Here is a 25,128-nt window from a genome sequence, read left to right as displayed (position 1 = left end):
AAACTAAATTTTAGTACGAGTCAAATATATAATTCATTTTGAATTACAACGCTTAAAAACACATTTAATCGATGAAATACATGTAACTTTAACATTTTACGATGAAATTATGTATTTCACCGATGAAATACACAATCGATTCTAGATGAATTTTCATAAATAAAGTCAATAGTTGGTTAAAAATTTGAAACAAATATAGAATTCAGTCCAATATGGATTAACTTTATGCTTTATAAAAAGTTAAAAAAATGAAACAGTATTTAATTCTCGTCCTATGTTTAATGAGTGTATTGGGTTTTAGTCAAGATAAAACATACACGGAAGAAGAGTTAACCATTACAAAATGGATTGATGGAACATTGCTTGCTCCAGAAGCTACTGACAAACCTAATTTAGCTATTATAATTGCAGGTTCTGGTCCTACGAATAGAAACGGTAACCAAAATTTCCTCAAAAACAATTCCTTAAAAAAATTAGCAGAAGGTCTTACTAAAAATGGTATTGCAACATTTAGATACGATAAGCGAATCGTAAAACAGATTCGTGAAAATAATGTGGATAAAAACATGATGTTTGATGATTTTGTGACCGATGCTTCAGCAGTTTTAAATTACTTTATAGAAAAAGATACCTATAATAAGATTTATATTATTGGCCATAGTCAAGGTAGCTTAGTTGGTATGCTATCTGCAAAAGATAAGGCTGACGGCTTTATTTCCCTAGCAGGAGCTGGCAATAACATAGGAGATGTTATTATAGAACAAGTAGCTAAGACGGCACCCATGTTTGATGACGATACCAAACGTGTTATCAGTAGTTTAAAGGAAGGTAAAACAACAACGGATTTCCCTATTGCTTTAGCCTCTATATTTAATTTAGACTTACAACCTTTTATGATAAATTGGATGTCTTACGACCCTTCTGAAATTATTAAAGAATTAAAAATGCCAGTCCTTATCATTAATGGCACTAAAGATCTTCAAGTCTCAGTTGAAGAAGCCGAAGTTCTAAAAAAGGCCAACGACCAAGCAGAAATATTACTAATAGAAAACATGAATCACGTACTCTTTGAAATTGAAGGCGGTGACTTAGAAAATTCAAAATCATATAACGAATCGTTTCGAGCCATCTCTCCACAACTGATAACTGGTATGGTAACATTTATGAAATAGTAACCTATTCATTCTATCCACATAAAACAAAAAGCATCTCTACTGATAACTATCAGGAATGAGATGCTTTTTTAACTTAACCAACCTAAAATGAAAAGCATCCCAACCACGAGATGCTTTTTCTAACTAACCAACCAACGTAATGTTACTACTTTGTAGTTCCGTTATCCATTGATAACAGCTGTAGTAATCATTACAATTAATAGTATGCAAACCTTGTGCCAAACTTTATTTTTTATTTCTTTTTTAAATACTGTAACAAAATAAAATAGTTGCATACTTATAAATTAAAGTATATCTTTATGATATCATTTTAATATCATATTGATTAAACAAATGATTAACCAACTAAATCCTAAACTCATGAAAGAAGAAAAAATCATCGTCCCTGCTAACGGCTACTTAATGCTCTTTTTATTTTTATTACTCTTCTTCGGAAGTATTGCTTTATTTCCAATAACACAAACAGGATGGCCCGTGTTTGGCGTTATTTTAGCACTAGTGTTGGCCTTCGGTTTTTTAATGGTACAACCCAATGGTTCTAGAGTTTTACTTTTATTTGGAAAATACGTTGGTACCGTAAAAAAGAATGGTTTCTATTGGGTAAACCCGTTTTATACTAAAAAGAAAATTTCACTTAGAGCGAGTAATTTTGATAGCGAACGTTTAAAAGTGAATGATAAATTAGGAAACCCAATAATGATCAGCACCATATTAGTTTGGCGTGTTCATAACACTTATAAAGCCGCTTTTGATGTGGATAATTATGAAAATTTTGTGCGCGTACAAACCGATGCCGCGGTTCGTAAATTAGCAAGTATGTATCCTTATGATAATTTTGCAGATGAAGGTGTTGACGAAGATATTACTTTACGCTCTAGTGTTAATGAAGTGAGCAATGCCTTAGAAAAAGAAATAGACGAGCGTTTATCCATTGCTGGCATCGAAGTTTTAGAAGCACGTATTGGTTACTTAGCCTATGCGCAAGAAATTGCGAATGCTATGCTAAAGCGTCAGCAAGCAACAGCTATTGTCGCTGCACGACATAAAATTGTGGAAGGAGCTGTGAGCATGGTCGAAATGGCTATAGAACAACTCAGTAAAAAAAATGTTGTAGATTTAGATGAAGAGCGTAAGGCAGCAATGGTAAGTAATCTTATGGTTGTGCTTTGTGGTGACAAGGATGCATCACCAGTATTAAACACAGGAACTTTAAATCATTAAAATGAATCAAAAACAAATTTCTAGTATCGGTATAGGATCAGCTATTGGAAGTAGTATAGGCACTACAATTGGTGCCATAACAGACAGTATTGCAACGGGTTTAATATTTGGCTCAATTATCGGAACACTAATAGGTATTATATTTGCCTTCGTGATTTTTAAGGCAGACCGTAAAAATGACACATTATGAAAGAATATAAAGTAGTGACACCCAAACTAGGCTTTAGAAACCGGATTCAAAATTTTGAAGACCTTCTTAATCAACATGCTCGTGAAGGTTGGGTCGTTAAGGATATTGGAGTCAATTGGTCTTCAGTAGTTTTTCAACGTGATAAAAATAGATAATGAGAATTTTTAAAGAAGAACAACGTTTTAATCAAGTGTGGCTTATTATTCTTTTAATAGTAAGTGCAATAGTTCCTATATCAATTTATGTAAAGGAGTACTTAGATGATCCTTCTAAATCTTCTGATTTAGAATTAACCGGATTAATACTTGTCGTAATTATAGTTACAGGATTAATCTTTTTCTTTAAACTAACTACGCGAATAGACGAAAAAGGAATTCATTATAAATTTTTCCCTTTTCATTGGAACTTTAAAATCATCAAATGGGTTGAAATCGATAAGGCTTATGTAAGAACGTATGATCCCATAGGTGAATATGGAGGTTGGGGACTAAAAGGCGGTATACTTTGGAATAAATCTAAAGGTAAAGCCATAAACGTTTCTGGAGATATTGGAATTCAATTAATTTTGAAAAACGGAAAAAAGCTACTTATAGGTACACAGAAACAAGACGAAGCAAAAAGCGTAATAGCGACTTATAAACAGAAATTAAATTAATAAAACTATAATGTCTAAAAAGAAAGCCTTTGCACTACGAATGAATGAAGATATGCTGAAAGCCGTTGAAAAATGGGCTTCGGACGAATTTCGTAGTACTAACGGTCAAATAGAATGGATGCTAATGCAATATCTAAAAGAACATAATAGACAACCCAAACAAAAAGATAATTCAACAGAACAAAAGTGATCGGAAACGGTCACTTTTTTAGTTTTAAAATTTTGTATTTTGCGATTAAATAAAGCTAGCACATGAAATCATTATTTAAAAAATCATTCCTACTACTTTTCTTATTATGCATCAATTTTACTTTTTCTCAAACACTAACATTTGAAAAACCAAATTCAAGTCATTCTGAAGAATTTATAATTCCTGTAAAAATTGATTCTATTAGCTTTACTACTTTTAAAATTCAATTCAGTATCACTGACGATTTAGCACAAGTTGTCCAATTTATACCGAATAAAAAAATAGCAAGAGGAACTTTCAATTATTCAGAAAACAACAATATTCATAGCATTGAATATCAAAGCGATTCAGAAATTAGTTTTGAAAAAAAAGCGTCATTATTCGATGTAAAAATGAATACTGACGTTCGTTTTAAAGACAAAGAACTTTTTAATCTAATATCTTCAGATTTTTTTTTAGAGGATGATGTACAACTCTTAAAAAAGCAAAACGTTGAAAAGGCAACTGCTAATCAATGGGTTCTATTCAAAAACGACGCTATTGTATTTGGCTTGTTAATGATGGCTTTAGGCTTAGTGTTTTATACTGAATCCAAGAAAACTGGATTTTGGTATAAGTTTTATCGCATTATACCAGGATTACTAATGTGCTATTTAATCCCAGCTATATTTAATTCTTTTGGATTAATTTCTGATGAAATTTCAGAAAGTTACTTTATTGCAAGTCGTTACTTATTACCAGCTTCATTGGTCCTGCTTACATTAAGTATAGACTTAAAAGCTATTTTTAATTTAGGTTGGAAAGCGTTGGTAATGTTCTTTACAGGAACAATAGGAATTGTGATAGGTGGTCCTATTGCTATTTTATTAATCTCATCATTTTCTCCTGAAACTGTTGGAGGAGCTGGTTTTGATGCCACTTGGAGAGGTTTAGCAACCTTAGCGGGTAGTTGGATTGGCGGAGGTGCAAACCAAGCAGCTATGCTAGAGATTTACGAATTTAATCAAGAACTTTATGGAGGAATGGTTTTAGTAGATATTGTAGTTGCTAATATTTGGATGGCGATAATTTTACTAGGCATTGGTAAACGTAAAAAGATAGACAAATGGTTTAAAGCAGACAATACAGCAATTGATGAACTTCAAAATAAAGTACAGGCCTTTAGTGATAAAATAACCAGAAACCCATCCTTAACCGATATAATTGTAATTCTAGCTTTTGCATTTGGGGCTGTTGCCGTTGCACATTTAGGCGCAGATAATATATCTGTATATTTAAAAGACAATTTTGAAGCAGTAAGTAATCCAAAAAGTGCATTATCATCTTTTGGCAGTGGTTTCTTTTGGCTTATTTCTATTGCGACATTAATTGGTGTTCTATTATCATTTACAAAGGCAAAAAATTATGAAGGTGCAGGTGCTAGCAAAATAGGTAGTGTATTTATTTATATTCTTGTAGCTACAATAGGTATGAAAATGGATTTAGGAAAAATATTTGAAAATCCAGGATTAATATTGATTGGCTTAGTTTGGATGACAATACATGCATTGTTATTAATTTTAGTTGCCAAACTAATAAAAGCACCATTCTTCTTTTTGGCTGTAGGAAGTCAAGCTAATGTTGGCGGAGCAGCATCTGCTCCCGTTGTTGCAGCTGCATTCCACCCTTCCTTAGCTACTGTTGGTGCTTTGCTGGCTGTATTTGGTTATGTTGTTGGAACCTATGGTGCAATTCTTTGCGCAGAACTTATGAAAATAGCTGCTGCAGGCTAGTAATATTAAAACAATTATAAGATATTTGCGCACCTAATTATTTAGCAAAACATGATAAAATTAAACAAAGTATTAAGTCTCATAATTTTAGTAGCATTGGTTGTTTCTTGCAGTAAAGACAAGGATGCCAACTTTACATTAAAAGGAAGTATTAAAGGGCTAAAAAAGGGAGTTGTTTATCTTCAGAAAGATGGAGATTCTAGTATTGTAGATTTAGATTCTATGTCTATAACAGGTGAATCAGAATTTACACTGCACACTAACTTAGAAGAGCCTATTCTACTCTACTTAAAATTGTTTAAAAATGATGGTGAAGAAAATTATATCCCATTTTTTGCTGATAAAGGAGTTACCGAAATAACGACTACGTTGAAGAGCTTTAATTATGATTATGAAATAAAAGGGTCAAAACAACAATCTCTTTTAGAGGAATACTTAGAAGTGATGTCTAGATATAACGATAGAAATTTAGATATTATAGAAGCTAGTTTTATGGCTCAAAATAAAAATGATAGTATTACCTTAGACTCTCTGAATAAAGTAGCTGATAACATTATAAAGCGTAAATACGCATATACAATTCAATATGCTATAAATAATAACGACAGTGAGATTGCACCTTATTTAGCCTTATATGAAGCACGAAATGCTAATCCGGTTTACATCGATTCTATTTATAATAATCTAAGTCCGAAAGTTAAAAATTCGCTTTACGGTAAAAAATTAGGTGAAACTATAGCAATTAGAAATTCTGCTGAATAGTACAATTCTAACAAGTATTCCTTATTCATACTAAGTTTTACTACGTTTGAATAACTTTGAAAATAAAAAATCCAATCATAAACATGATTGGATTTTTACTTTTTAAGAGCCGATGGAGGGACTCGAACCCACGACCTGCTGATTACAAATCAGCTGCTCTAGCCAGCTGAGCTACATCGGCAAAAAAATGCTTACCTTATATTCGGTAAGCGAGCGCAAATTTAAACTAGATTTTTAAATTTGCAAATCAATTTACTTTAATTTATTGATTTTTTCGATAAGCGCTCTTCCTTTTGCTTCAAGGTCAGCATTAATAGCTTTAAAATGAGCTTTCTTATTTTCTGCACTTCTATCGTTTACTCTAGCAATTAACTCATCAAACGTTACAATAGCTTCATCGATAACCGCTTCACTTTCTTTTGTTGGTTTTTCAGAATTAGCTAATTCCCAAACGTATACTGCTTCAATAATATCTCCTAAAACGTAATTGATATCTTTTTTTAAATCTCTTTTATTTGACATGATAATTATTTTTTATAATAACCGCAAAAATACTAAATCCTTTTAGTTATTTGATTCTCATTGTTAATTATTATCTGAAGTTTTAAACGTACACTTCTAGAAGTTTTCCATATTTGGATTTTAATTGAAAATTTTTAATACCAGCAGGAATTAATATGGTTTCTCCTTTTGAAATTCGTTCGGTTAAAATATTTGTAGAAACTTCAACATCTCCATCTACACACATGTATATTAAAAATGAATCATGTGTGTTTTTGATATCTAGCTCAGACGTTAATTCTATAAAATTTGTCGTAAAGAAAGGACAACTTACGATATCATTAGACACATTCTTTTGTTTTTGATAATCGATTCGAAAATCATTCTCCATATCGAAATCAAAAGCATCAATGGCTATATCGTTATGTAATTCACGCCCATTACCTTCATCATCAACACGATCCCAATCGTATACACGATATGTAACATCACTAGTTTGTTGAATTTCTGCTAATAAAACACCTGCTCCAATGGCATGAACTCTTCCTGCTTCTATAAAATAAGTATCCCCCTCTTTTACTGTGTCAAAATTTAAGATTTCAGTAAGTGTATTATGTTCTAAATGTTCTAAATAAGTTGCTTTATCAATCAGACCTTTGAAACCTACAATAAGATTAGCATCCTTATCAGCTTGCATTACATACCACATTTCAGTTTTTCCAAATGAATTGTGTCGTTTTTTTGCCAATTCATCATTTGGATGTAACTGAATACTTAAATCTTCTTTAGCATCAATAAATTTTATAAGTAATGGAAACTCGTTACCAAACCGACCCCAATTTTTTTGACCTAAAAAGTCAGATTTATAATTATTTACTAAATCTTGAAGTGATTGTCCTTTTAATTCTCCATTTGAAACAACAGATATATCATTAGGAACGGTACTTATCTCCCAGCTTTCTCCTAAATTTTTAGAATTAGAATTCTTATTAAAATGTTGATTTAACTTTTCTCCTCCCCAAATTTTATCTTTTAGAATGGGTTGAAATTTTAGCGGATATAGCATGTTTTTATATTAATTTCCCGAATACGTCACAAAGTTACGAGGTGTTTCGTAGAGGGTAATTTCGAGTTGAAATTTAGGGTTGAGTTTAGGTTTAATTTTATTGTAGATGACCACTGCAATATTCTCGGCTGTTGGGTTTAGATCTTTAAATTCTGGTACTTCAACATTTAAATTCTTATGATCAAAGGCATCTTCAACTTCTGATTTAATAATATCTTTCAATGTTTTAATGTCAATAACATATCCAGTTTCAGGATCAATATCGCCTGTTACACTAGCTATTAATTCATAATTATGACCATGAAAATTAGGATTATTACACAAACCAAATACGACTTCATTCTTCTCAAAAGTCCAATCCTTTCTATAAAGCCTATGAGCTGCATTAAAATGTGCTTTTCTGTGTACTGTAACCTTCATTATTGTTTATTAACATTTATGAATTCGTAAAATTTTTCAAAAATAATTTTGAACCAAGCGGTGTAAAATTGTGGGTTTTGAGCTATATCTGTTTTTACAGCCTCAAGGGACATCCATTTCCAGCTGGCCACTTCATCAGGATTAATATTTGGATTATCATTATAATATCCAACCATTACATGATCGTATTCATGCTCGGTTAATCCATTATCAAAAGGTGCTTTATAAATAAATGAAGTCTTCTCTTCTAAGTCTGTAACAAAACCCATTTCTTCTTGTAAGCGTCGCTTTCCTGCTTCTAAATTACTTTCACCATCACGCTGATGACTGCAACATGTATTGGTCCACAAACCAGGTGTATGATATTTATGCATCGCACGCTGCTGAAGCATCAATTCATTTTTATTATTAAATATAAATACGGAAAACGCACGATGTAAAAGTGCCTTTTCATGCGCTTCCATTTTTGGCATTAAACCAATTTTATTATCATTTTCATCTACTAAGATGACTTGCTCTTCTATCATGCCGTAAAAATACCAAGTAAAACTTTAAAATACATTAATGTTTTCATAAAAACTAATGAGCGTAAATTAACCATTAACACAAATACTTTATAAATGATTTTACATTCATTAGATCATGTTCGCTAGATATAAAGTAATACAAAATGAATAATAGTATAACTCGTATGATCTTTTTTAGACTATAAATAAAATAAATTCTAAGCTAAATAAATCATGGTGTAGATGAGTTAAAAGTCAAAAATTAATTACAAAAATTTAAACGTTCTATAAAACCTGTCCGATCTTCTATTTTAATTATCTTTAATAATAGTATCTTCGCAATCATTTTAAATTTACTATGAGTTTTATAAAAGAAATAAACAGACGACGCACATTCGGAATCATTTCGCATCCAGATGCTGGTAAAACCACATTAACGGAAAAACTACTACTTTTTGGTGGAGCCATACAAGAAGCTGGCGCTGTAAAAAGCAATAAAATAAAGAAAGGTGCAACGAGTGATTTTATGGAAATTGAGCGTCAGCGTGGAATTTCTGTAGCGACTTCTGTTTTAGCTTTTGAATACAATGGTATTAAAATTAACATTCTTGATACACCAGGTCACAAGGATTTTGCAGAAGACACATTTAGAACACTAACAGCTGTAGATAGTGTTATTGTAGTCATTGATGTTGCAAAAGGTGTTGAGGAGCAAACCGAAAAATTAGTTGAAGTTTGTAGAATGCGAAACATTCCTATGATTGTTTTTATTAATAAAATGGATAGAGAAGGTAAAGATGCTTTTGATCTGTTAGATGAAATTGAACAAAAACTAGGTTTAAAAGTTGTGCCTTTAAGTTTTCCAATAGGAATGGGTTACGACTTTAAAGGGATTTACAACATTTGGGAAAAAAATATCAATTTATTTTCTGGAGATAATCGAAAAGATATTGAAGAGACCATTGAAATTTCAGATTTAGCATCACCAGAATTAGATAAATTGGTTGGTGAAAAAGCCGCAAATACATTGCGAGAAGAAATTGAATTAGTAGAAGGTATCTATCCAAATTTTAACAAAGAAGACTATTTAAATGGTGAGCAACAGCCTGTATTTTTTGGTTCAGCATTAAACAATTTTGGAGTAAGAGAATTATTAGATTGTTTTGTAGATATTGCACCAAAACCTAGACCAAAGCATAGTGAAGAACGTTTAGTAAAACCTGAAGAAGATAAATTTACCGGTTTCGTGTTTAAAATACATGCGAATATGGATCCTAATCACAGAAATAGATTAGCATTTATAAAAATTGTTTCAGGAGAATTTAAACGAAATACACCATATCTTCATGTAAGGCATAATAAAAGCATGAAATTTTCTAGTCCAAATGCCTTTTTTGCTGAAAAGAAAGAGATTGTAGACATTTCATACCCAGGAGATATTGTTGGATTGCAGGATACGGGAAGTTTTAAAATTGGAGATACCTTAACTGAAGGTGAAACATTAAACTATAAAGGTGTACCAAGCTTCTCACCAGAACATTTTAGATACATCAATAATGCCGATCCGATGAAAGCAAAACAGCTTTATAAAGGTATCGATCAGTTGATGGACGAAGGAGTCGCGCAATTATTTACATTAGATTTAAATGGACGAAAAGTGATTGGTACTGTTGGTGCTTTACAATATGAAGTTATTCAGTATAGGTTAGAGCATGAGTATGGCGCAAAATGTACCTATGAGAACTTAAATGTACATAAAGCGTGTTGGGTAGAGGCCAAAGATAAAAAGAGTGATGAGTATAAAGAATTCTTACGTGTAAAGCAACGTTTCTTAGCTAGAGATAAACAAAATCAATTGGTGTTTTTAGCCGACTCTATGTTTTCTTTACAAATGACACAGCAAAAATACCCCAGTATTACGTTCCATATGACATCGGAATTTGAATAAAACTTGTCGTATATTTAGTCATAAATGTTAAAATACAATGCACTTTGTCGAAGTTTTTTGCTTTTTTATCGAGTATTAATTAGATTTACTTCACGAGTTATAGTATAAATTAAGATTAACCCCAAACTAATCTACTTATTATGGATAATAACGAAAACGTTTTCAGTAACAATAAGATTACTGTAACCTATGCACCTCGCTGTTGTACAAATGCAGGGTTTTGTGCAAAACAATTATCAAATGTATTTAGAAGTTCCGTGATTCCCTGGATTAATTTAGAAGGAGAACAAACTGATGTGATTATTAATCAAATTAAAAAATGTCCTTCTGGTGCTCTAAAATATCACTTGAATGAAAAGGAAGTAGCATAAACTTTAAGAATTAGTTTCATAACAAAAAACCTTTGAATGTATAATTCAAAGGTTTTTTTATGTTTTTATACAACTTATAAAATATAAGTATTTATTAAGCTTGTCCGGTTGGTCCGAAATTTAGTGGAATTGGAGGTTGCTCGTAATCCTTAATTTCTCCATGGGCATTTTCAAAACGCGTTACATTTTCACCTAATGCTTTTAATAAACGTTTGGCATGCTGTGGAGTTAATATAATTCTTGATTTTACTTTGCTCTTTGGAGTACCTGGCATAATGCTTACAAAATCGACTACAAATTCTGAAACAGAATGGTTAATGATTGCTAAGTTAGAATAAATGCCTTCTGCTATTTTCTCATCTAGCTCAATATTAATTTGTCCTTTTTTATTATTTGGATTATTTTTTTCGTCTGCCATCGCAAATTTATTTATGCTTCCTTAAAAAATGGAAGTCTCATTAATTAGTATTTAAAATATAAAAGCCTTCATGTAAAAATACAAGAAGGCTTTTAATTCATTTATTATTTTGAAAAAAACTAGAGAATTAGTTAAAATTCATTTCTTCTTTAGCTTTCATCATTTCATTAAACTCTTCTCTAGAACCTACAATGATGTTTTCGTATTCTCTAACACCTGTACCTGCTGGAATTCTATGTCCAACAATTACATTTTCTTTAAGTCCTTCTAGTGAATCCACTTTACCATTTACAGCTGCTTCGTTAAGAACTTTTGTAGTTTCCTGGAACGATGCCGCAGAAATAAACGATTTAGTTTGTAATGAAGCTCTAGTAATACCTTGTAATATTGGAGTTGCAGTCGCTGGACTAGCATCTCTTGCAGTTACAAGATTCTTATCTTCTCTACGTAAGCTAGAGTTTTCATCTCTTAAATCTCTAACAGTTACAATTTGACCTGATTTTAAATTCTCTGAATCGCCAGCATCCTCAATCACTTTCATTCCGAAAATCTTATCGTTTTCTTCAATGAAATCTGATTTATGAACTAATTGGTTTTCTAAGAAAATCGTATCACCAGAATCAATAATTCTAACTTTACGCATCATTTGTCTTACAACAACTTCGAAGTGCTTATCATTAATTTTCACACCTTGTAAACGATATACTTCTTGTACTTCATTTACTAAATATTGTTGAACCGCAGAAGGGCCTTTAATGTTAAGAATATCGTTTGGTGTAATTGAACCATCAGATAAAGGCATACCAGCTTTTACATAATCATTTTCTTGTACAAGAATTTGACTCGATAATTTCACTAAGTATTTCTTAACCTCACCTAATTTAGACTCGATTATAATTTCACGGTTACCACGTTTAATTTTACCGAATGAAACAACACCATCAATCGCACTTACTACAGCAGGATTAGAAGGGTTACGTGCTTCAAACAATTCTGTTACACGAGGAAGACCACCTGTAATATCACCAGCTTTAGACGATTTACGAGGTATCTTAACTAAAATCTTACCAATATCAATCTTTTCACCATCATCAATCATAATGTGAGCGCCAACTGGTAAGTTGTAAGAACGAATAGTTTCTCCTTTAGAATCTTCAATCAATAATGTTGGAATCAACTTCTTGTTTCTAGATTCTGAAATAACTTTCTCTTGGAAACCAGTTTGTTCATCAATTTCAACTTGATATGTAACCCCTTGTTCGATGTTTTCATACTTCACTTTACCAGCAAATTCTGAAATAATTACACCGTTATATGGATCCCATTCACAAATTACATCACCTTTCTTAAGTTTACTTCCACTATTTACATAGATGAATGAACCGTAAGGAATATTATTTGTACTAAGAATAATTCCTGTTTTAGAATCTACTAATTTCAATTCTGAAGTTCTAGAGATCACAACATCTACCTCTTTACCTTCCTTATCTTTTGATTTAACAGTTTTTAAATCTTCAATCTCAGCAACACCATCAAACTTAACAGTTAATTTATTCTCTTCAGAAATGTTACCTGCAATACCACCTACGTGGAATGTACGTAATGTTAACTGTGTACCTGGTTCACCAATAGATTGAGCAGCGACAACACCAACAGCTTCACCTCGTTGTACCATTTTACCAGTAGCAAGGTTACGTCCGTAACATTTAACACAAATACCTTTCTTAGCTTCACAAGTTAATGCAGAACGCACTTCTATAGCATCTATTGGAGATGCTCCAATTTTCTTAGCTATAGCGTCATTAATATGACCACCTGCTTCAACTAATAACTCTTCAGTTAATGGGTTATATACATCATTAAGTGATGTTCTACCAACGATTCTAGCCTCTAAGTTTTCAACGATTTCTTCGTTCTTCTTAAGTGCAGAAACTTCGATACCTCTTAATGTACCACAATCTTCTTCGTATACAATGACATCTTGAGAAACATCTACTAAACGACGTGTTAAGTAACCTGCATCGGCAGTTTTAAGAGCCGTATCCGCAAGACCTTTACGTGCACCGTGAGTAGAGATAAAGTATTCTAAAATAGAAAGACCTTCCTTAAAGTTAGAAAGAATAGGATTTTCAATAATTTCTCCACCTGCTGCTGTAGATTTTTTAGGCTTAGCCATTAATCCACGCATACCTGTTAACTGACGAATTTGTTCTTTAGAACCCCTTGCACCAGAATCAAGCATCATAAACACCGAGTTAAATCCTTGCTGATCTTCTCTAATACGTTTCATTGACAACTCTGTCAATTCAGCATTTGTAGACGTCCAGATATCAATAACCTGATTATAACGTTCGTTGTTAGTAATAAGTCCCATATTATAGTTACCCATAATACCATCAACCTGCTTGTTAGCAGCGTCAATCATTCCTTGCTTCTCAGCTGGAATAATAATATCACCTAAACTAAATGATAATCCACCTTGGAATGCAAACTTATAACCTTGAGTTTTAATCTCATCTAAGAAATCTGCAGTTTCAGGTACACTTGTCTTTTTAAGAATACCATGAATAATTTCTCTTAATGATTTTTTAGTTAAAACTTCATTTATATAACCTGCTGCTGCTGGTACTTTTTCGTTGAAAAGTACACGGCCAACAGTTGTTTCAATAATTTGTTTTGTTAACTCGCCTTCTTCATTAAAGTCAAAAGTTCTTACTTTAATTCCTGCGTTTAAGTCAACTTTCTTCTCGTTGTAAGCGATATTTACTTCTTCTGGAGAATAGAATGTTAAGCCTTCACCTTTTACCTTATAATTTTCATCAGACACACGTAATTTGGTCATATAATATAGACCAAGTACCATATCCTGAGAAGGTACTGTAACTGGCGAACCATTTGCTGGGTTTAATATATTATGTGATGCCAATAATAAAAGTTGACATTCCAAAATAGCTTCTGGTCCTAATGGTAAATGCACAGCCATCTGGTCACCATCAAAATCGGCATTAAATGCAGTACACACTAATGGGTGTAACTGAATTGCTTTACCTTCAATAAGTTTTGGTTGAAAAGCCTGTATACCAAGTCTGTGTAATGTAGGAGCACGGTTTAAAAGCACTGGATGTCCTTTTAAAACATTCTCTAAGATATCCCAAACTACAGGTTCTTTTCTATCTATAATTTTCTTCGCAGATTTTACAGTTTTTACAATTCCTCTTTCAATTAGTTTTCTAATTACAAAAGGCTTGTAAAGTTCAGCGGCCATATCTTTTGGCAAACCACATTCGAATAATCTCAATTCTGGTCCAACAACAATTACAGAACGTGCTGAATAATCCACACGCTTACCAAGTAAGTTTTGACGGAAACGTCCTTGCTTACCTTTAAGTGAATCTGATAACGATTTTAATGGTCTGTTAGAATCTGTTTTTACTGCAGATGATTTACGTGTGTTATCAAATAATGAATCAACTGATTCTTGTAACATACGTTTTTCATTACGTAAAATAACTTCTGGTGCTTTTATCTCAACTAATCTTTTAAGACGGTTGTTACGGATAATAACACGACGGTATAAATCATTTAAATCTGAAGTTGCAAAACGACCTCCATCTAAAGGCACTAAAGGTCTTAATTCTGGTGGTATAACAGGTACAGCCTTCATGATCATCCACTCTGGTCTGTTTTCTCTGTTTAAATTTGAATCTCTAAACGCTTCAACAACTTGTAAACGTTTTAACGCTTCTGTTTTACGTTGCTTAGACGTTTCGTTATTAGCTTTATGTCTTAAATCGTATGACAACTGATCTAAATCAATTCTAGCTAATAAATCGATAAGACACTCAGCCCCCATCTTAGCGATGAATTTGTTAGGATCTGTATCGTCTAAATATTGATTTTCTTTTTGAAGCGATTCTAAAATAGTTAGATATTCTTCTTCTGTTAAGAAATCCATTTTTTGCACTGGCTCACCTTCAGCATTCATAGCAATACCTGGTTGAATAACCACATAACGCTCATAATAGATTATCATATCTAATTTCTTAGATGGTAATCCAAGAAGGTAACCTATCTTGTTTGGTAACGAACGGAAATACCAGATATGAGCAACTGGCACAACTAAGTTGATGTGACCTACTCTATCTCTACGTACTTTCTTTTCTGTTACTTCTACACCACAACGGTCACAAACTATACCTTTGTAACGTATTCTTTTATATTTACCACAAGCACATTCAAAATCCTTTACAGGACCAAAAATACGCTCACAGAACAAACCATCTCTTTCTGGTTTGTGTGTTCGATAATTAATAGTTTCTGGCTTTAATACCTCACCTCGAGATGCTCCTAAAACAGATTCAGGTGACGCTAAACCGATAGAAATTTTGTTAAACTTCTGCACTGTATTTTTATCTTGTCTTCTTGCCATGTTATTTTTGTTGTTTATGGGCAGTCTATGAAAACTGCCCAATAATTTTTTGCAATTGTTGCGAATATTTTTTTGCGTTTACGGACACCTAGCGAGTTGTCCTTACGCGAATCTTATTCGCATGGAATAATTTCTAATAAATTATTCCTCCAATCTAATATCTAATCCTAAACCTTTCAATTCGTGCATAAGTACGTTGAATGATTCTGGAAGTCCTGGTTCTGGCATTGGCTCTCCTTTAACGATTGCTTCGTAAGTTTTAGCTCTACCAATAACATCATCTGATTTTACAGTAAGGATCTCACGTAATGTACTTGAAGCTCCATAAGCCTCAAGTGCCCATACTTCCATCTCACCAAAACGTTGACCACCAAATTGTGCTTTACCACCTAATGGTTGTTGTGTAATTAATGAATATGGTCCTATTGAACGTGCGTGCATTTTATCATCAATCATGTGACCAAGCTTAATCATATAGATCACACCAACTGTTGCTGGTTGATCAAAACGATCACCTGTACCACCATCATAAAGATAAGTATGACCAAATCTTGGAATACCAGCTTCATCAGTATAAGCATTAATTTGATCTAAAGTAGCACCATCAAAAATCGGAGTTGCGTACTTTTTACCTAAATCTTTACCAGCCCAACCTAAAACGGTTTCATAAATTTGACCAATGTTCATACGAGAAGGTACACCAAGTGGATTTAATACAATATCAACCGGAGTTCCATCTTCTAAGAACGGCATATCTTCTTGGCGAACGATACGAGCAACAATACCTTTGTTACCGTGACGACCTGCCATTTTATCACCAACTTTAAGTTTACGTTTCTTAGCGATATAAACTTTAGCTAGTTTAATGATACCTGCAGGTAATTCATCTCCAACAGAAATTGTAAACTTCTCACGTCTTAATGATCCTTGTAAATCATTTTCCTTAATCTTATAGTTGTGGATTAAATCCGCTACCATTTCATTAGTATGATCGTCAGTAGTCCATTTTCCAGAAGTTAAATGCGTATAATCATCTACAGCATTTAACATTTTTAATGTATACTTCTTACCTTTAGGAATAATTTCTTCTCCTAAATCATTATAGATACCTTGAGCTGTTTTTCCATTAACGATGTTGAATAATTTATCAACAAGAACATTTTTAAGATCATCAAATCTGTTATCGTAAACATCTTCTAACTTCTCGATATCTTCTTTATCTTGTGCTCTCTTACGTTTATCTTTTACGGCTCTAGCAAATAATTTTTTATCAATAACAACACCGTGAAGCGATGGAGATGCTTTTAAAGAGGCATCTTTAACATCACCAGCTTTATCACCGAAAATAGCTCTTAAAAGTTTTTCTTCTGGTGTAGGATCTGATTCTCCTTTAGGTGTAATTTTACCGATTAAGATGTCTCCTGGCTTGATTTCCGCACCGATGCGAATCATACCATTTTCATCTAAATCTTTAGTCGCTTCTTCAGACACGTTAGGAATATCATTAGTTAATTCTTCATTACCTAATTTGGTATCTCTAACCTCTAATGAATACTCATCAATATGGATAGATGTAAATACATCTTCTCTAACTACTTTTTCAGAAATTACAATCGCATCCTCAAAGTTATACCCTTTCCAAGGCATAAAGGCTACTTTCATATTTCTACCAAGTGCTAATTCACCATTTTCTGTAGCATAACCTTCACAAAGTACTTGACCTTTAGCAACTCTATCACCTTTCTCAACGATTGGCTTTAAGTTGATTGAAGTCCCTTGATTTGTTTTTCTAAATTTAACTAAAGGATACGTTTTAGTATCACTTTCAAAACTAACCATTGAAGCTTCTTCAGAACGATCGTACTTAATAGTTACTTTCTGAGCATCAACATATTCTACAGTACCATCTCCTTCTGCATTTATTAAGACTCTTGAGTCCGACGCTACTTGACGTTCTAAACCAGTACCTACAATTGGTGCTTCAGGACGTAATAATGGTACAGCCTGACGCATCATGTTAGATCCCATCAATGCACGGTTGGCATCATCATGTTCCAAGAATGGAATTAATGAAGCTGAAATCGATGCAATTTGGTTTGGTGCAACATCAGTATAGTTAACGCTTGTTGGCTCAATAACTGGAAAATCACCTTCTTGACGAGAAATAATTTTATCAGCTAATATTTTACCATTTTCATCAACTTTAATCGTTGCTTGAGCAATTAACATATCTTCTTCCTCTTCAGCACTAAGATATATTGGCGCATTCTTAATATCAACAACACCGTCTTCAACTTTACGATATGGAGTTTCAATGAATCCCATAGGGTTCACTTTTGCAAAACAAGATAAAGAAGAAATTAAACCAATGTTTGGTCCTTCTGGTGTTTCAATAGGACATAAACGTCCGTAGTGTGTATAGTGAACATCACGTACTTCGAAACCGGCTCTTTCTCTAGATAAACCACCTGGTCCTAATGCTGAAAGACGACGCTTATGCGTAATCTCTGCAAGAGGATTCGTTTGATCCATAAATTGAGATAACTGATTTGTTCCAAAGAAAGAATTAATTACAGACGATAACGTCTTAGCATTAATTAAATCTATAGGAGTAAACACTTCATTATCACGAACGTTCATACGCTCACGGATAGTACGTGCCATACGTGCTAAACCAACACCAAACTGAGAAGATAATTGCTCACCTACTGTACGTACACGACGGTTAGATAAGTGGTCAATATCATCAATCTCTGCTTTTGAGTTGATAAGTTCAATTAAATATTTTATAATAGTTATGATATCTAATTTGGTCAAAACTTGTTTGTCCATTCCGATATCTAACTGTAATTTCTTGTTCATTCTATAACGACCTACTTCACCTAAAGAGTAACGTTGATCTGAGAAGAATAATTTGTCAATAATACCACGTGCAGTCTCTTCATCTGGCGGCTCAGCATTACGTAGTTGACGGTAGATGTGTTCAACAGCTTCTTTTTCAGAGTTTGTTGGATCCTTCTGTAATGTATTATGAATTATTGCGTAATCTCCTTGTTGCGCACTTTCTTTATGTAAAAGAATCGTTTTTACATCAGCTTCAAGAATTTCTTCAATATTATCTTTGTCTATAATTGTATCACGATCTAATACAATTTCGTTACGCTCAATAGATACAACTTCACCTGTATCTTCATCAACGAAATCTTCGTGCCATGTATTCAATACACGAGCAGCTAATTTACGACCGATAACTTTCTTTAATCCAGATTTTGAAACCTTTACTTCTTCAGCAAGGTCAAAAATCTCTAAAATATCTTTATCACGCTCAAAACCGATAGCACGGAAAAGCGTCGTAACTGGTAATTTTTTCTTTCTATCAATGTAAGCATACATTACTTGATTGATATCAGTTGCAAATTCTATCCATGATCCTTTAAAAGGAATTACTCTGGCAGAATACAATTTAGTTCCATTAGCATGGAAAGACTGGCTAAAGAATACACCAGGTGATCTATGTAATTGAGAAACTACAACACGTTCTGCACCATTGATACAAAATGTACCACTAGGAGTCATGTAAGGAATTGTACCTAAATATACATCTTGAACGATTGTTTCGAAATCCTCATGTTCTGGATCCGTACAATACAATTTCAATCTTGCTTTTAAAGGCACACTGTATGTTAATCCTCTTTCGATACATTCTTCAATAGAATATCTTGGTGGATCTATAAAGTAATCTAAAAATTCTAATACGAATTGATTACGCGTGTCTGTGATTGGGAAGTTCTCCATGAAGGTGTTGTACAAACCTTCAGTACCTCTTTCTTCTGACTTTGTTTCTAATTGGAAAAAATCCTGGAAGGATTTAATTTGGATATCCAAAAAGTCTGGGTAATCTGTCCTATTTACAATAGAAGAGAAATTAATTCTTTCAGCCTTTTTTGCTAACATTGATGAACGAGATTTTATTAAATAAAAACTAAAAAATGCATATAACGTTTATATACACAAAAGGGTTTAGGTCTTAGAGTACGACTCCAGACCTAAACCTTGTATTGTTGAATGAGTAAGCTTACTTAAGCTCAACCTCAGCTCCAGCGTCCTCTAATTGAGATTTTAAAGCTTCTGCTTCATCTTTAGAAACACCTTCTTTAATTGGGCTTGGTGCATCATCAACTAAACCTTTAGCTTCTTTTAAACCTAAACCAGTTAATTCTTTAACTAATTTTACTACAGCTAGTTTAGAACCACCTGCTGCTTTTAAAATAACATCAAATTCAGTTTGCTCTTCAGCAGCGTCTCCACCACCTGCAGCTGGACCTGCCATAGCTACTGCAGCAGCAGCAGGCTCGATACCGTACTCATCTTTTAATATTGTTGCTAATTCATTAACTTCTTTTACTGTTAAGTTAACTAATTGTTCTGCGAAATCTTTTAAATCTGCCATTTTTCTATTGTTTAATAAATGTGTGTTATAATATAATTTTCTATTGTGTAATTCTAATATTATCCTTCTCTTTCGGATAATGTTTTAACGATACCTGCGATTTTTCCACCACTAGATTTAAGTGCTGAGATAACGTTCTTAGCAGGAGACTGTAGTAAACCTACAATTTCACCAATAAGTTCTTCTCTTGACTTGATATCTACTAATGCGTCTAATAAATCGTCACCAATGTAAACCGACTCCTCAATGAAAGCTCCTTTTAATAAAGGCTTTTCAGATTTTTTACGGAATTCTTTAATTACTTTAGCTGGTCCGTTTCCTGTTTCAGAATACATTACTGATGTATTTCCTTTTAAAGTCGTAGGTAAATCACCGAATTCTCTATCCGACGCTTCCATTGCTTTCTCTAAAAGTGTATTCTTAACAACCGCTAACTTTATATTAGCTTTAAAACAGGCTCTTCTTAAATTTGAAGTTGCTACTGCATCTAATCCAGAAATATCTGCTAAATAGATATTTGTATTATCTGCTAATTGAGCAGTCAACTCTTCAATTACTTGGGATTTTTCTTCTCTTGTCATAATATTCTAAGTTTAACTACTATCCTATTTTTGTATCAACTGATATACTTGGACTCATGGTACTAGACATATAAATGCTCTTTACATAAACTCCTTTTGATGCAGTTGGTTTTAACTTCATAATTGTAGATAATAATTCTTGAGCATTCCCAACAATTTTATCAGTACTAAACGATGCTTTACCTATTGGTGCATGAATAATACCTGTTTTATCTACTTTAAAATCTATCTTACCAGCTTTTACTTCTGCAACTGCTTTAGCTACATCCATAGTTACTGTACCTGTCTTAGGATTTGGCATCAGACCTCTTGGTCCTAATACTCTACCTAATGGTCCTAACTTACCCATAATGCTTGGCATAGTAACGATAACGTCAACATCTGTCCAACCTTCTTTTATTTTCTGTAAGTATTCATCTAACCCAACATAATCAGCACCCGCTTCTTTAGCTTCTGCTTCTTTATCTGGAGTTACAAGCGCAAGAACCTTCATATCTTTACCTGTACCGTGTGGTAATGAAACTACTCCACGAACCATTTGATTGGCTTTACGTGGATCTACACCTAATCTGATTGCTAAATCAATAGAAGCATCAAACTTTGTATATGTAATCTCTTTTAGTAATGCTGAAGCTTCTTCTAAAGAGTAAATCTTATTATTATCTACTTTTGCTTGAGCTTCTTTTTTCTTCTTTGTTAATCTTGCCATTTCTAAAAAATTTAGTTTGGAGCTTCTCCTCCTTTAACAGTGATACCCATCGATCTTGCTGTACCGGCAACCATTTTCATAGCTGAACCGATTTCAAAGGCATTTAAATCTACCATCTTGTCTTCAGCAATCGCTTTTACTTGATCCCAAGTTACTTTTGCTACTTTACGTCGGTTTGGTTCTCCTGATCCTTTCTTTACTTTGGCCGCTTCTAATAATTGTACTGCTGCTGGTGGCGTCTTAATTACAAAGTCAAATGATTTGTCTTTGTAAACTGAGATTGCCACAGGTAAAACTTTACCTGCTTTATCTTGAGTTCTCGCATTAAACTGCTTACAGAACTCCATGATATTAACTCCAGCGGCACCTAAAGCGGGTCCTACCGGTGGCGATGGATTCGCTGCACCTCCCCGAACTTGTAGCTTAACTACTTTGTCTATTTCTTTTGCCATTTCTTAATGTTTATTACGTTTACCTATATTGGAAGCATAGATAACACGCTCTTTATGTAACAATTATTAAACTTTTTCTACTTGCATATAACTTAACTCTAATGGTGTTTTTCTTCCAAAAATCTTCACCATAACTTCAAGCTTACGCTTTTCTTCATTAATTTTCTCGATAGTACCATCAAAACCATTGAATGGACCATCGATAACTTTAACAGTTTCTCCTTTTGTAAATGGAATTGCTACATTAGCATCTGCCTCAACAGACAATTCATCTACCTTACCTAACATTCTGTTTACTTCAGATTGTCTTAATGGCACAGGATCACCACCTTTTGTTTCACCTAAGAAACCGATAACATTCGTAATCGATTTAATGATGTGAGGAATTTCACCACTCAAATTGGCTTGCACCATTATATAACCAGGAAAATAAACTTTTTCTTTCTGTACTTTCTTTCCGTTACGAATTTGAATTACCTTTTCGGTTGGAACTAAAACTTGATCAACAAAATCTTCTAAACCTAATCTTGAAATTTCATTTTCAATATAAGATTTGATTTTGTTTTCTTGACCACTTACAGCTCTAACAACATACCATTTTTTATCAGACATAATCTCTTGTTGTATATTTGTTAGTGAATCATATCAAAGTAAGCCTTTACTGCTTTACTAAAAACAGTATCCACTCCCCAAATAGCTAAAGAAAATATAATTGAAAACACAGCAACGATAATCGTTAATCTTTGAGCTTCTGGCCATGGTGTCCATGACACGTTGTTCTTTAACTCTCCGAACGATTCTTTTATATATGTTATTAATCCTGCCATTTGATTATTACTTTTATTAAGGATTAAAAAATAATCCGTTTATTTTATTTGCACGGGTTGAGAGACTCGAACTCACGACACCTGGTTTTGGAGACCAGTGCTCTACCAACTGAGCTAAACCCGTAAACAATAATCAAGGCATCCCGAAATATCGAGACACCTTAATTAATTATTTCAACTATAAAGTTTAGTCTAAAATCTCAGTTACTTGACCAGCACCAACTGTTCTACCACCTTCACGGATAGCGAAACGTAAACCTACGTTCATTGCAATTGTATTAATTAAGTCAACAGTAATTGTTAAGTTATCTCCTGGCATTACCATTTCAACTCCATCAGGAAGCATAATGTTTCCTGTTACGTCAGTTGTACGTACATAGAACTGTGGACGGTAGTTATTATGGAATGGAGTATGACGTCCACCTTCTTCTTTTTTCAATACGTAAACCTCAGCTTTAAATTTAGAGTGTGGTGTTACAGAACCTGGCTTAGTAATTACCATACCTCTAGAGATTTGAGACTTCTCAATACCTCTTAATAAGATACCAGCGTTATCACCAGCTTCACCTCTATCTAAGATTTGACGGAACATTTCGATACCAGTAATAGTAGATGTTAATTTCTCAGCACCCATACCAATAATCTCAACAGGATCACCTGTGTTAGCTACACCAGTTTCAATACGACCAGTTGCAACAGTACCACGACCTGTAATTGAGAATACATCTTCAATAGGCATTAAGAAAGGCTTGTCCATATCACGAACTGGCTCTTCAATCCAAGCATCAACTTGAGTCATTAACTCTAACACTGTATCAACCCACTTTTGCTCACCGTTAAGTGCACCTAAAGCAGAACCTGCTACTACAGGACCATTATCACCATCATATTCGTAGAATGATAATAAATCTCTGATTTCCATCTCAACTAACTCTAATAACTCTTCATCATCAACCATATCCACTTTATTCATGAATACAACCATACGAGGAATACCTACCTGACGACCAAGTAAGATATGCTCACGAGTTTGTGGCATTGGACCATCTGTTGCAGCAACAACTAAAATAGCACCATCCATTTGAGCAGCACCAGTAACCATGTTCTTTACGTAATCCGCGTGACCTGGACAGTCAACGTGAGCGTAATGACGATTTAATGTTGCATATTCTACGTGTGAAGTATTAATTGTAATACCTCTTTCTTTTTCTTCTGGAGCGTTATCAATTTGATCAAATGATTTTGCTTCTGAATAACCTGCATCAGCTAATACTTTAGTAATAGCAGCAGTTAAAGTTGTTTTACCGTGATCTACGTGTCCAATAGTACCAATGTTTAAGTGTGGTTTTGAACGATCGAAAGTTGCCTTTGCCATGTTTAATTTATTTTAATCTTATTATATTATTAGTGTTCAATTGTTATTCTAAATGTATCTTAGAAAAAAGAGCCAATGACGAGAATTGAACTCGTGACCTCTTCCTTACCAAGGAAACGCTCTACCCCTGAGCTACACCGGCATTTCATTTACGATTACCGATTGGTTAGATTTACGAAGTGAAAATCACGCGTCTTAATTCGCAAATTTTAGAGCGAGAGACCGGGTTCGAACCGGCGACATTCAGCTTGGAAGGCTGACGCTCTACCAACTGAGCTACTCTCGCATTTCTTAATTAATCTTACTTAATTAATGGTTTCAATATTTCAAACTTAGCTAGCTCGCTACGCGCATTAACTAATTCATCTAAATAATTTTCAACTTTTAGTTTTGCAAAGGTATAACTTTTATTAACTAATAGCGAAAAAATTCGTGGGGAGAATAGGATTCGAACCTATGAAGACTTAGTCAGCAGATTTACAGTCTGCCCTCGTTGGCCGCTTGAGTATCTCCCCAAAATTTAAATTCAATATTTCAATTTTATCCGTCCTTTTAAATTTTAAAAAGACTTTTAAAAGAGCCGATAGAGGGACTCGAACCCACGACCTGCTGATTACAAATCAGCTGCTCTAGCCAGCTGAGCTACATCGGCTTTTTCTTACTTTTTCGTGATCAAAAACTAACCATAAAAAAGTCCGCTATTTCTAACGGACTGCAAATGTAAGATATTATTTATTTAATCAAAACATTTTTTGAAAAAAATTTCAAATATGTGTTCTTAATTTTTCTTTTCGCTTTTTAATTTGTCTTTCTAACGAAGCAATTGCAGCATCTGCGCCCTCTTCAAACGTTTTACATTGTTTCTTCACTATAAAGCTATCTCCTGGAACACTTACTTTAGCTTCAAAAATTTTATTTTCTTTATCACTTGTGTTTTCTACTTTCAAATATACATCGGACTGAATTATCTTATCATAGAACATATCTAATTTATCCATTCGCTTCTGAATGAACTCAATAAGCTTACTATCGGCTGTAAAATTAACGGATTGTGTGTTTACTTTCATTTAATTTCTTTTAAGTTAAACATAAGAGTCAAATTGTTTAATC

The 25,128-nt window shown here is 33.4% G+C and carries 25 protein-coding genes and 6 tRNA genes; 10 read left to right on the top strand and 21 right to left on the bottom strand.

Going from position 1 to position 25,128, the window contains the following annotated elements; translation table 11 throughout:
• The first annotated feature begins 248 nt into the window (after positions 1-248).
• The 8 genes from HM992_RS08645 to HM992_RS08610 all read left to right on the top strand — a co-directional run bounded on the left by HM992_RS08645 (position 249) and on the right by HM992_RS08610 (position 5,965).
• A complete protein-coding gene (locus tag HM992_RS08645; RefSeq protein ID WP_179319367.1) occupies positions 249-1,172 on the top strand; it encodes an alpha/beta hydrolase family protein in 924 nt (307 codons plus the stop codon).
• A gap of 363 nt (positions 1,173-1,535) precedes the next feature.
• Positions 1,536-2,396, top strand: a complete 861-nt coding sequence (locus HM992_RS08640) for an SPFH domain-containing protein (RefSeq protein ID WP_178986890.1) — start codon at positions 1,536-1,538, stop codon at positions 2,394-2,396.
• Position 2,397: 1 nt separating this feature from the next.
• Positions 2,398-2,586, top strand: a complete 189-nt coding sequence (locus HM992_RS08635) for a hypothetical protein (protein ID WP_178984600.1) — start codon at positions 2,398-2,400, stop codon at positions 2,584-2,586.
• Positions 2,583-2,741, top strand: a complete 159-nt coding sequence (locus tag HM992_RS08630) for a DUF4177 domain-containing protein (RefSeq protein WP_178984599.1) — start codon at positions 2,583-2,585, stop codon at positions 2,739-2,741. The genes HM992_RS08635 and HM992_RS08630 overlap by 4 nt, the downstream gene beginning before the upstream one ends.
• Positions 2,741-3,241 (top strand): hypothetical protein, encoded by a 501-nt coding sequence (locus HM992_RS08625; RefSeq protein WP_179319366.1) that lies wholly within the window; start codon positions 2,741-2,743, stop codon positions 3,239-3,241. Before HM992_RS08630 ends, HM992_RS08625 begins: the two co-directional genes overlap by 1 nt.
• A gap of 10 nt (positions 3,242-3,251) precedes the next feature.
• On the top strand, positions 3,252-3,431 hold the full coding sequence (locus tag HM992_RS08620; protein WP_179319365.1) for an Arc family DNA-binding protein: 180 nt from the start codon (positions 3,252-3,254) through the stop codon (positions 3,429-3,431).
• 557 nt (positions 3,432-3,988) lie between these two features.
• Positions 3,989-5,203, top strand: a complete 1,215-nt coding sequence (locus HM992_RS08615; protein WP_229720546.1) for a DUF819 family protein — start codon at positions 3,989-3,991, stop codon at positions 5,201-5,203.
• Positions 5,204-5,254: 51 nt separating this feature from the next.
• Positions 5,255-5,965, top strand: coding sequence for a DUF4369 domain-containing protein (locus HM992_RS08610; RefSeq protein ID WP_179319363.1), 711 nt, complete (start codon positions 5,255-5,257; stop codon positions 5,963-5,965).
• Between the two features lie 107 nt (positions 5,966-6,072).
• On the opposite strand, the gene HM992_RS08605 is transcribed toward HM992_RS08610, so the two are convergent.
• The 5 genes from HM992_RS08605 to idi form a co-directional block, all read right to left on the bottom strand.
• A tRNA-Thr gene (locus tag HM992_RS08605) sits at positions 6,073-6,146 on the bottom strand.
• Between the two features lie 71 nt (positions 6,147-6,217).
• Positions 6,218-6,487 carry a hypothetical protein gene (locus tag HM992_RS08600; protein WP_178984594.1) on the bottom strand — a complete coding sequence of 90 codons (270 nt, stop codon included), beginning with the start codon at positions 6,485-6,487 and terminating at the stop codon, positions 6,218-6,220.
• Between the two features lie 82 nt (positions 6,488-6,569).
• Positions 6,570-7,532: a type I phosphomannose isomerase catalytic subunit gene (locus tag HM992_RS08595; protein ID WP_179319362.1), complete on the bottom strand. Its 963-nt coding sequence runs from the start codon at positions 7,530-7,532 to the stop codon at positions 6,570-6,572.
• A 9-nt stretch (positions 7,533-7,541) separates the two neighbouring features.
• Entirely contained in the window at positions 7,542-7,952 is a 411-nt protein-coding gene (locus HM992_RS08590; protein WP_178984592.1) for a 6-pyruvoyl trahydropterin synthase family protein, read from the bottom strand.
• Positions 7,952-8,479 carry an isopentenyl-diphosphate Delta-isomerase gene (idi, locus tag HM992_RS08585; RefSeq protein ID WP_178984591.1) on the bottom strand — a complete coding sequence of 176 codons (528 nt, stop codon included), beginning with the start codon at positions 8,477-8,479 and terminating at the stop codon, positions 7,952-7,954. The genes HM992_RS08590 and idi overlap by 1 nt, the downstream gene beginning before the upstream one ends.
• Positions 8,480-8,816: 337 nt before the next feature.
• Here idi and HM992_RS08580 point away from each other — a divergent pair, with 337 nt between their 5' ends.
• Both HM992_RS08580 and HM992_RS08575 read left to right on the top strand, forming a co-directional pair.
• On the top strand, positions 8,817-10,406 hold the full coding sequence (locus HM992_RS08580; RefSeq protein WP_178984590.1) for a peptide chain release factor 3: 1,590 nt from the start codon (positions 8,817-8,819) through the stop codon (positions 10,404-10,406).
• 140 nt (positions 10,407-10,546) lie between these two features.
• A complete protein-coding gene (locus HM992_RS08575; RefSeq protein ID WP_178984589.1) occupies positions 10,547-10,777 on the top strand; it encodes a (4Fe-4S)-binding protein in 231 nt (76 codons plus the stop codon).
• 94 nt (positions 10,778-10,871) lie between these two features.
• Here HM992_RS08575 and HM992_RS08570 read toward each other — a convergent pair whose 3' ends face one another.
• From HM992_RS08570 to hpf, 16 genes are all read right to left on the bottom strand, one after another.
• Positions 10,872-11,195 (bottom strand): DUF3467 domain-containing protein, encoded by a 324-nt coding sequence (locus HM992_RS08570; protein WP_178984588.1) that lies wholly within the window; start codon positions 11,193-11,195, stop codon positions 10,872-10,874.
• A gap of 127 nt (positions 11,196-11,322) precedes the next feature.
• Positions 11,323-15,624 (bottom strand): DNA-directed RNA polymerase subunit beta', encoded by a 4,302-nt coding sequence (rpoC, locus tag HM992_RS08565; protein ID WP_178984587.1) that lies wholly within the window; start codon positions 15,622-15,624, stop codon positions 11,323-11,325.
• A gap of 141 nt (positions 15,625-15,765) precedes the next feature.
• A complete protein-coding gene (rpoB, locus tag HM992_RS08560; protein WP_178984586.1) occupies positions 15,766-19,578 on the bottom strand; it encodes a DNA-directed RNA polymerase subunit beta in 3,813 nt (1,270 codons plus the stop codon).
• 121 nt (positions 19,579-19,699) lie between these two features.
• Positions 19,700-20,074 (bottom strand): 50S ribosomal protein L7/L12, encoded by a 375-nt coding sequence (gene rplL, locus HM992_RS08555; RefSeq protein WP_178984585.1) that lies wholly within the window; start codon positions 20,072-20,074, stop codon positions 19,700-19,702.
• A gap of 59 nt (positions 20,075-20,133) precedes the next feature.
• A complete protein-coding gene (gene rplJ / locus HM992_RS08550; RefSeq protein ID WP_178984584.1) occupies positions 20,134-20,655 on the bottom strand; it encodes a 50S ribosomal protein L10 in 522 nt (173 codons plus the stop codon).
• Positions 20,656-20,674: 19 nt separating this feature from the next.
• Positions 20,675-21,364: a 50S ribosomal protein L1 gene (rplA, locus tag HM992_RS08545; protein WP_178984583.1), complete on the bottom strand. Its 690-nt coding sequence runs from the start codon at positions 21,362-21,364 to the stop codon at positions 20,675-20,677.
• A gap of 11 nt (positions 21,365-21,375) precedes the next feature.
• Complete coding sequence (gene rplK, locus HM992_RS08540; RefSeq protein WP_178984582.1) at positions 21,376-21,816, bottom strand: 50S ribosomal protein L11; 441 nt, start codon at positions 21,814-21,816, stop codon at positions 21,376-21,378.
• Positions 21,817-21,882: 66 nt separating this feature from the next.
• Positions 21,883-22,428, bottom strand: coding sequence for a transcription termination/antitermination protein NusG (gene nusG, locus HM992_RS08535; protein WP_178984581.1), 546 nt, complete (start codon positions 22,426-22,428; stop codon positions 21,883-21,885).
• A 20-nt stretch (positions 22,429-22,448) separates the two neighbouring features.
• On the bottom strand, positions 22,449-22,643 hold the full coding sequence (gene secE / locus HM992_RS08530; RefSeq protein WP_178984580.1) for a preprotein translocase subunit SecE: 195 nt from the start codon (positions 22,641-22,643) through the stop codon (positions 22,449-22,451).
• A 51-nt stretch (positions 22,644-22,694) separates the two neighbouring features.
• Positions 22,695-22,767 (bottom strand) — tRNA-Trp (locus HM992_RS08525).
• Between the two features lie 63 nt (positions 22,768-22,830).
• Positions 22,831-24,018: an elongation factor Tu gene (gene tuf / locus HM992_RS08520; protein ID WP_178984579.1), complete on the bottom strand. Its 1,188-nt coding sequence runs from the start codon at positions 24,016-24,018 to the stop codon at positions 22,831-22,833.
• 70 nt (positions 24,019-24,088) lie between these two features.
• Positions 24,089-24,160: transfer RNA gene (locus HM992_RS08515), tRNA-Thr, on the bottom strand.
• A 71-nt stretch (positions 24,161-24,231) separates the two neighbouring features.
• Positions 24,232-24,304 (bottom strand) — tRNA-Gly (locus tag HM992_RS08510).
• A gap of 147 nt (positions 24,305-24,451) precedes the next feature.
• Positions 24,452-24,533 (bottom strand) — tRNA-Tyr (locus HM992_RS08505).
• A 63-nt stretch (positions 24,534-24,596) separates the two neighbouring features.
• Positions 24,597-24,670, bottom strand: a tRNA-Thr gene (locus tag HM992_RS08500).
• Positions 24,671-24,782: 112 nt separating this feature from the next.
• Positions 24,783-25,085: a ribosome hibernation-promoting factor, HPF/YfiA family gene (gene hpf / locus HM992_RS08495; RefSeq protein WP_178984578.1), complete on the bottom strand. Its 303-nt coding sequence runs from the start codon at positions 25,083-25,085 to the stop codon at positions 24,783-24,785.
• Between the last annotated feature and the right edge of the window lie 43 nt (positions 25,086-25,128).

Origin of the sequence: Winogradskyella helgolandensis (assembly GCF_013404085.1) — a bacterium.
GTDB lineage: Bacteria > Bacteroidota > Bacteroidia > Flavobacteriales > Flavobacteriaceae > Winogradskyella > Winogradskyella helgolandensis.
Note: the sequence above shows the minus strand (reverse complement) of the source record. Positions and strands in the feature narration are given on the sequence as shown.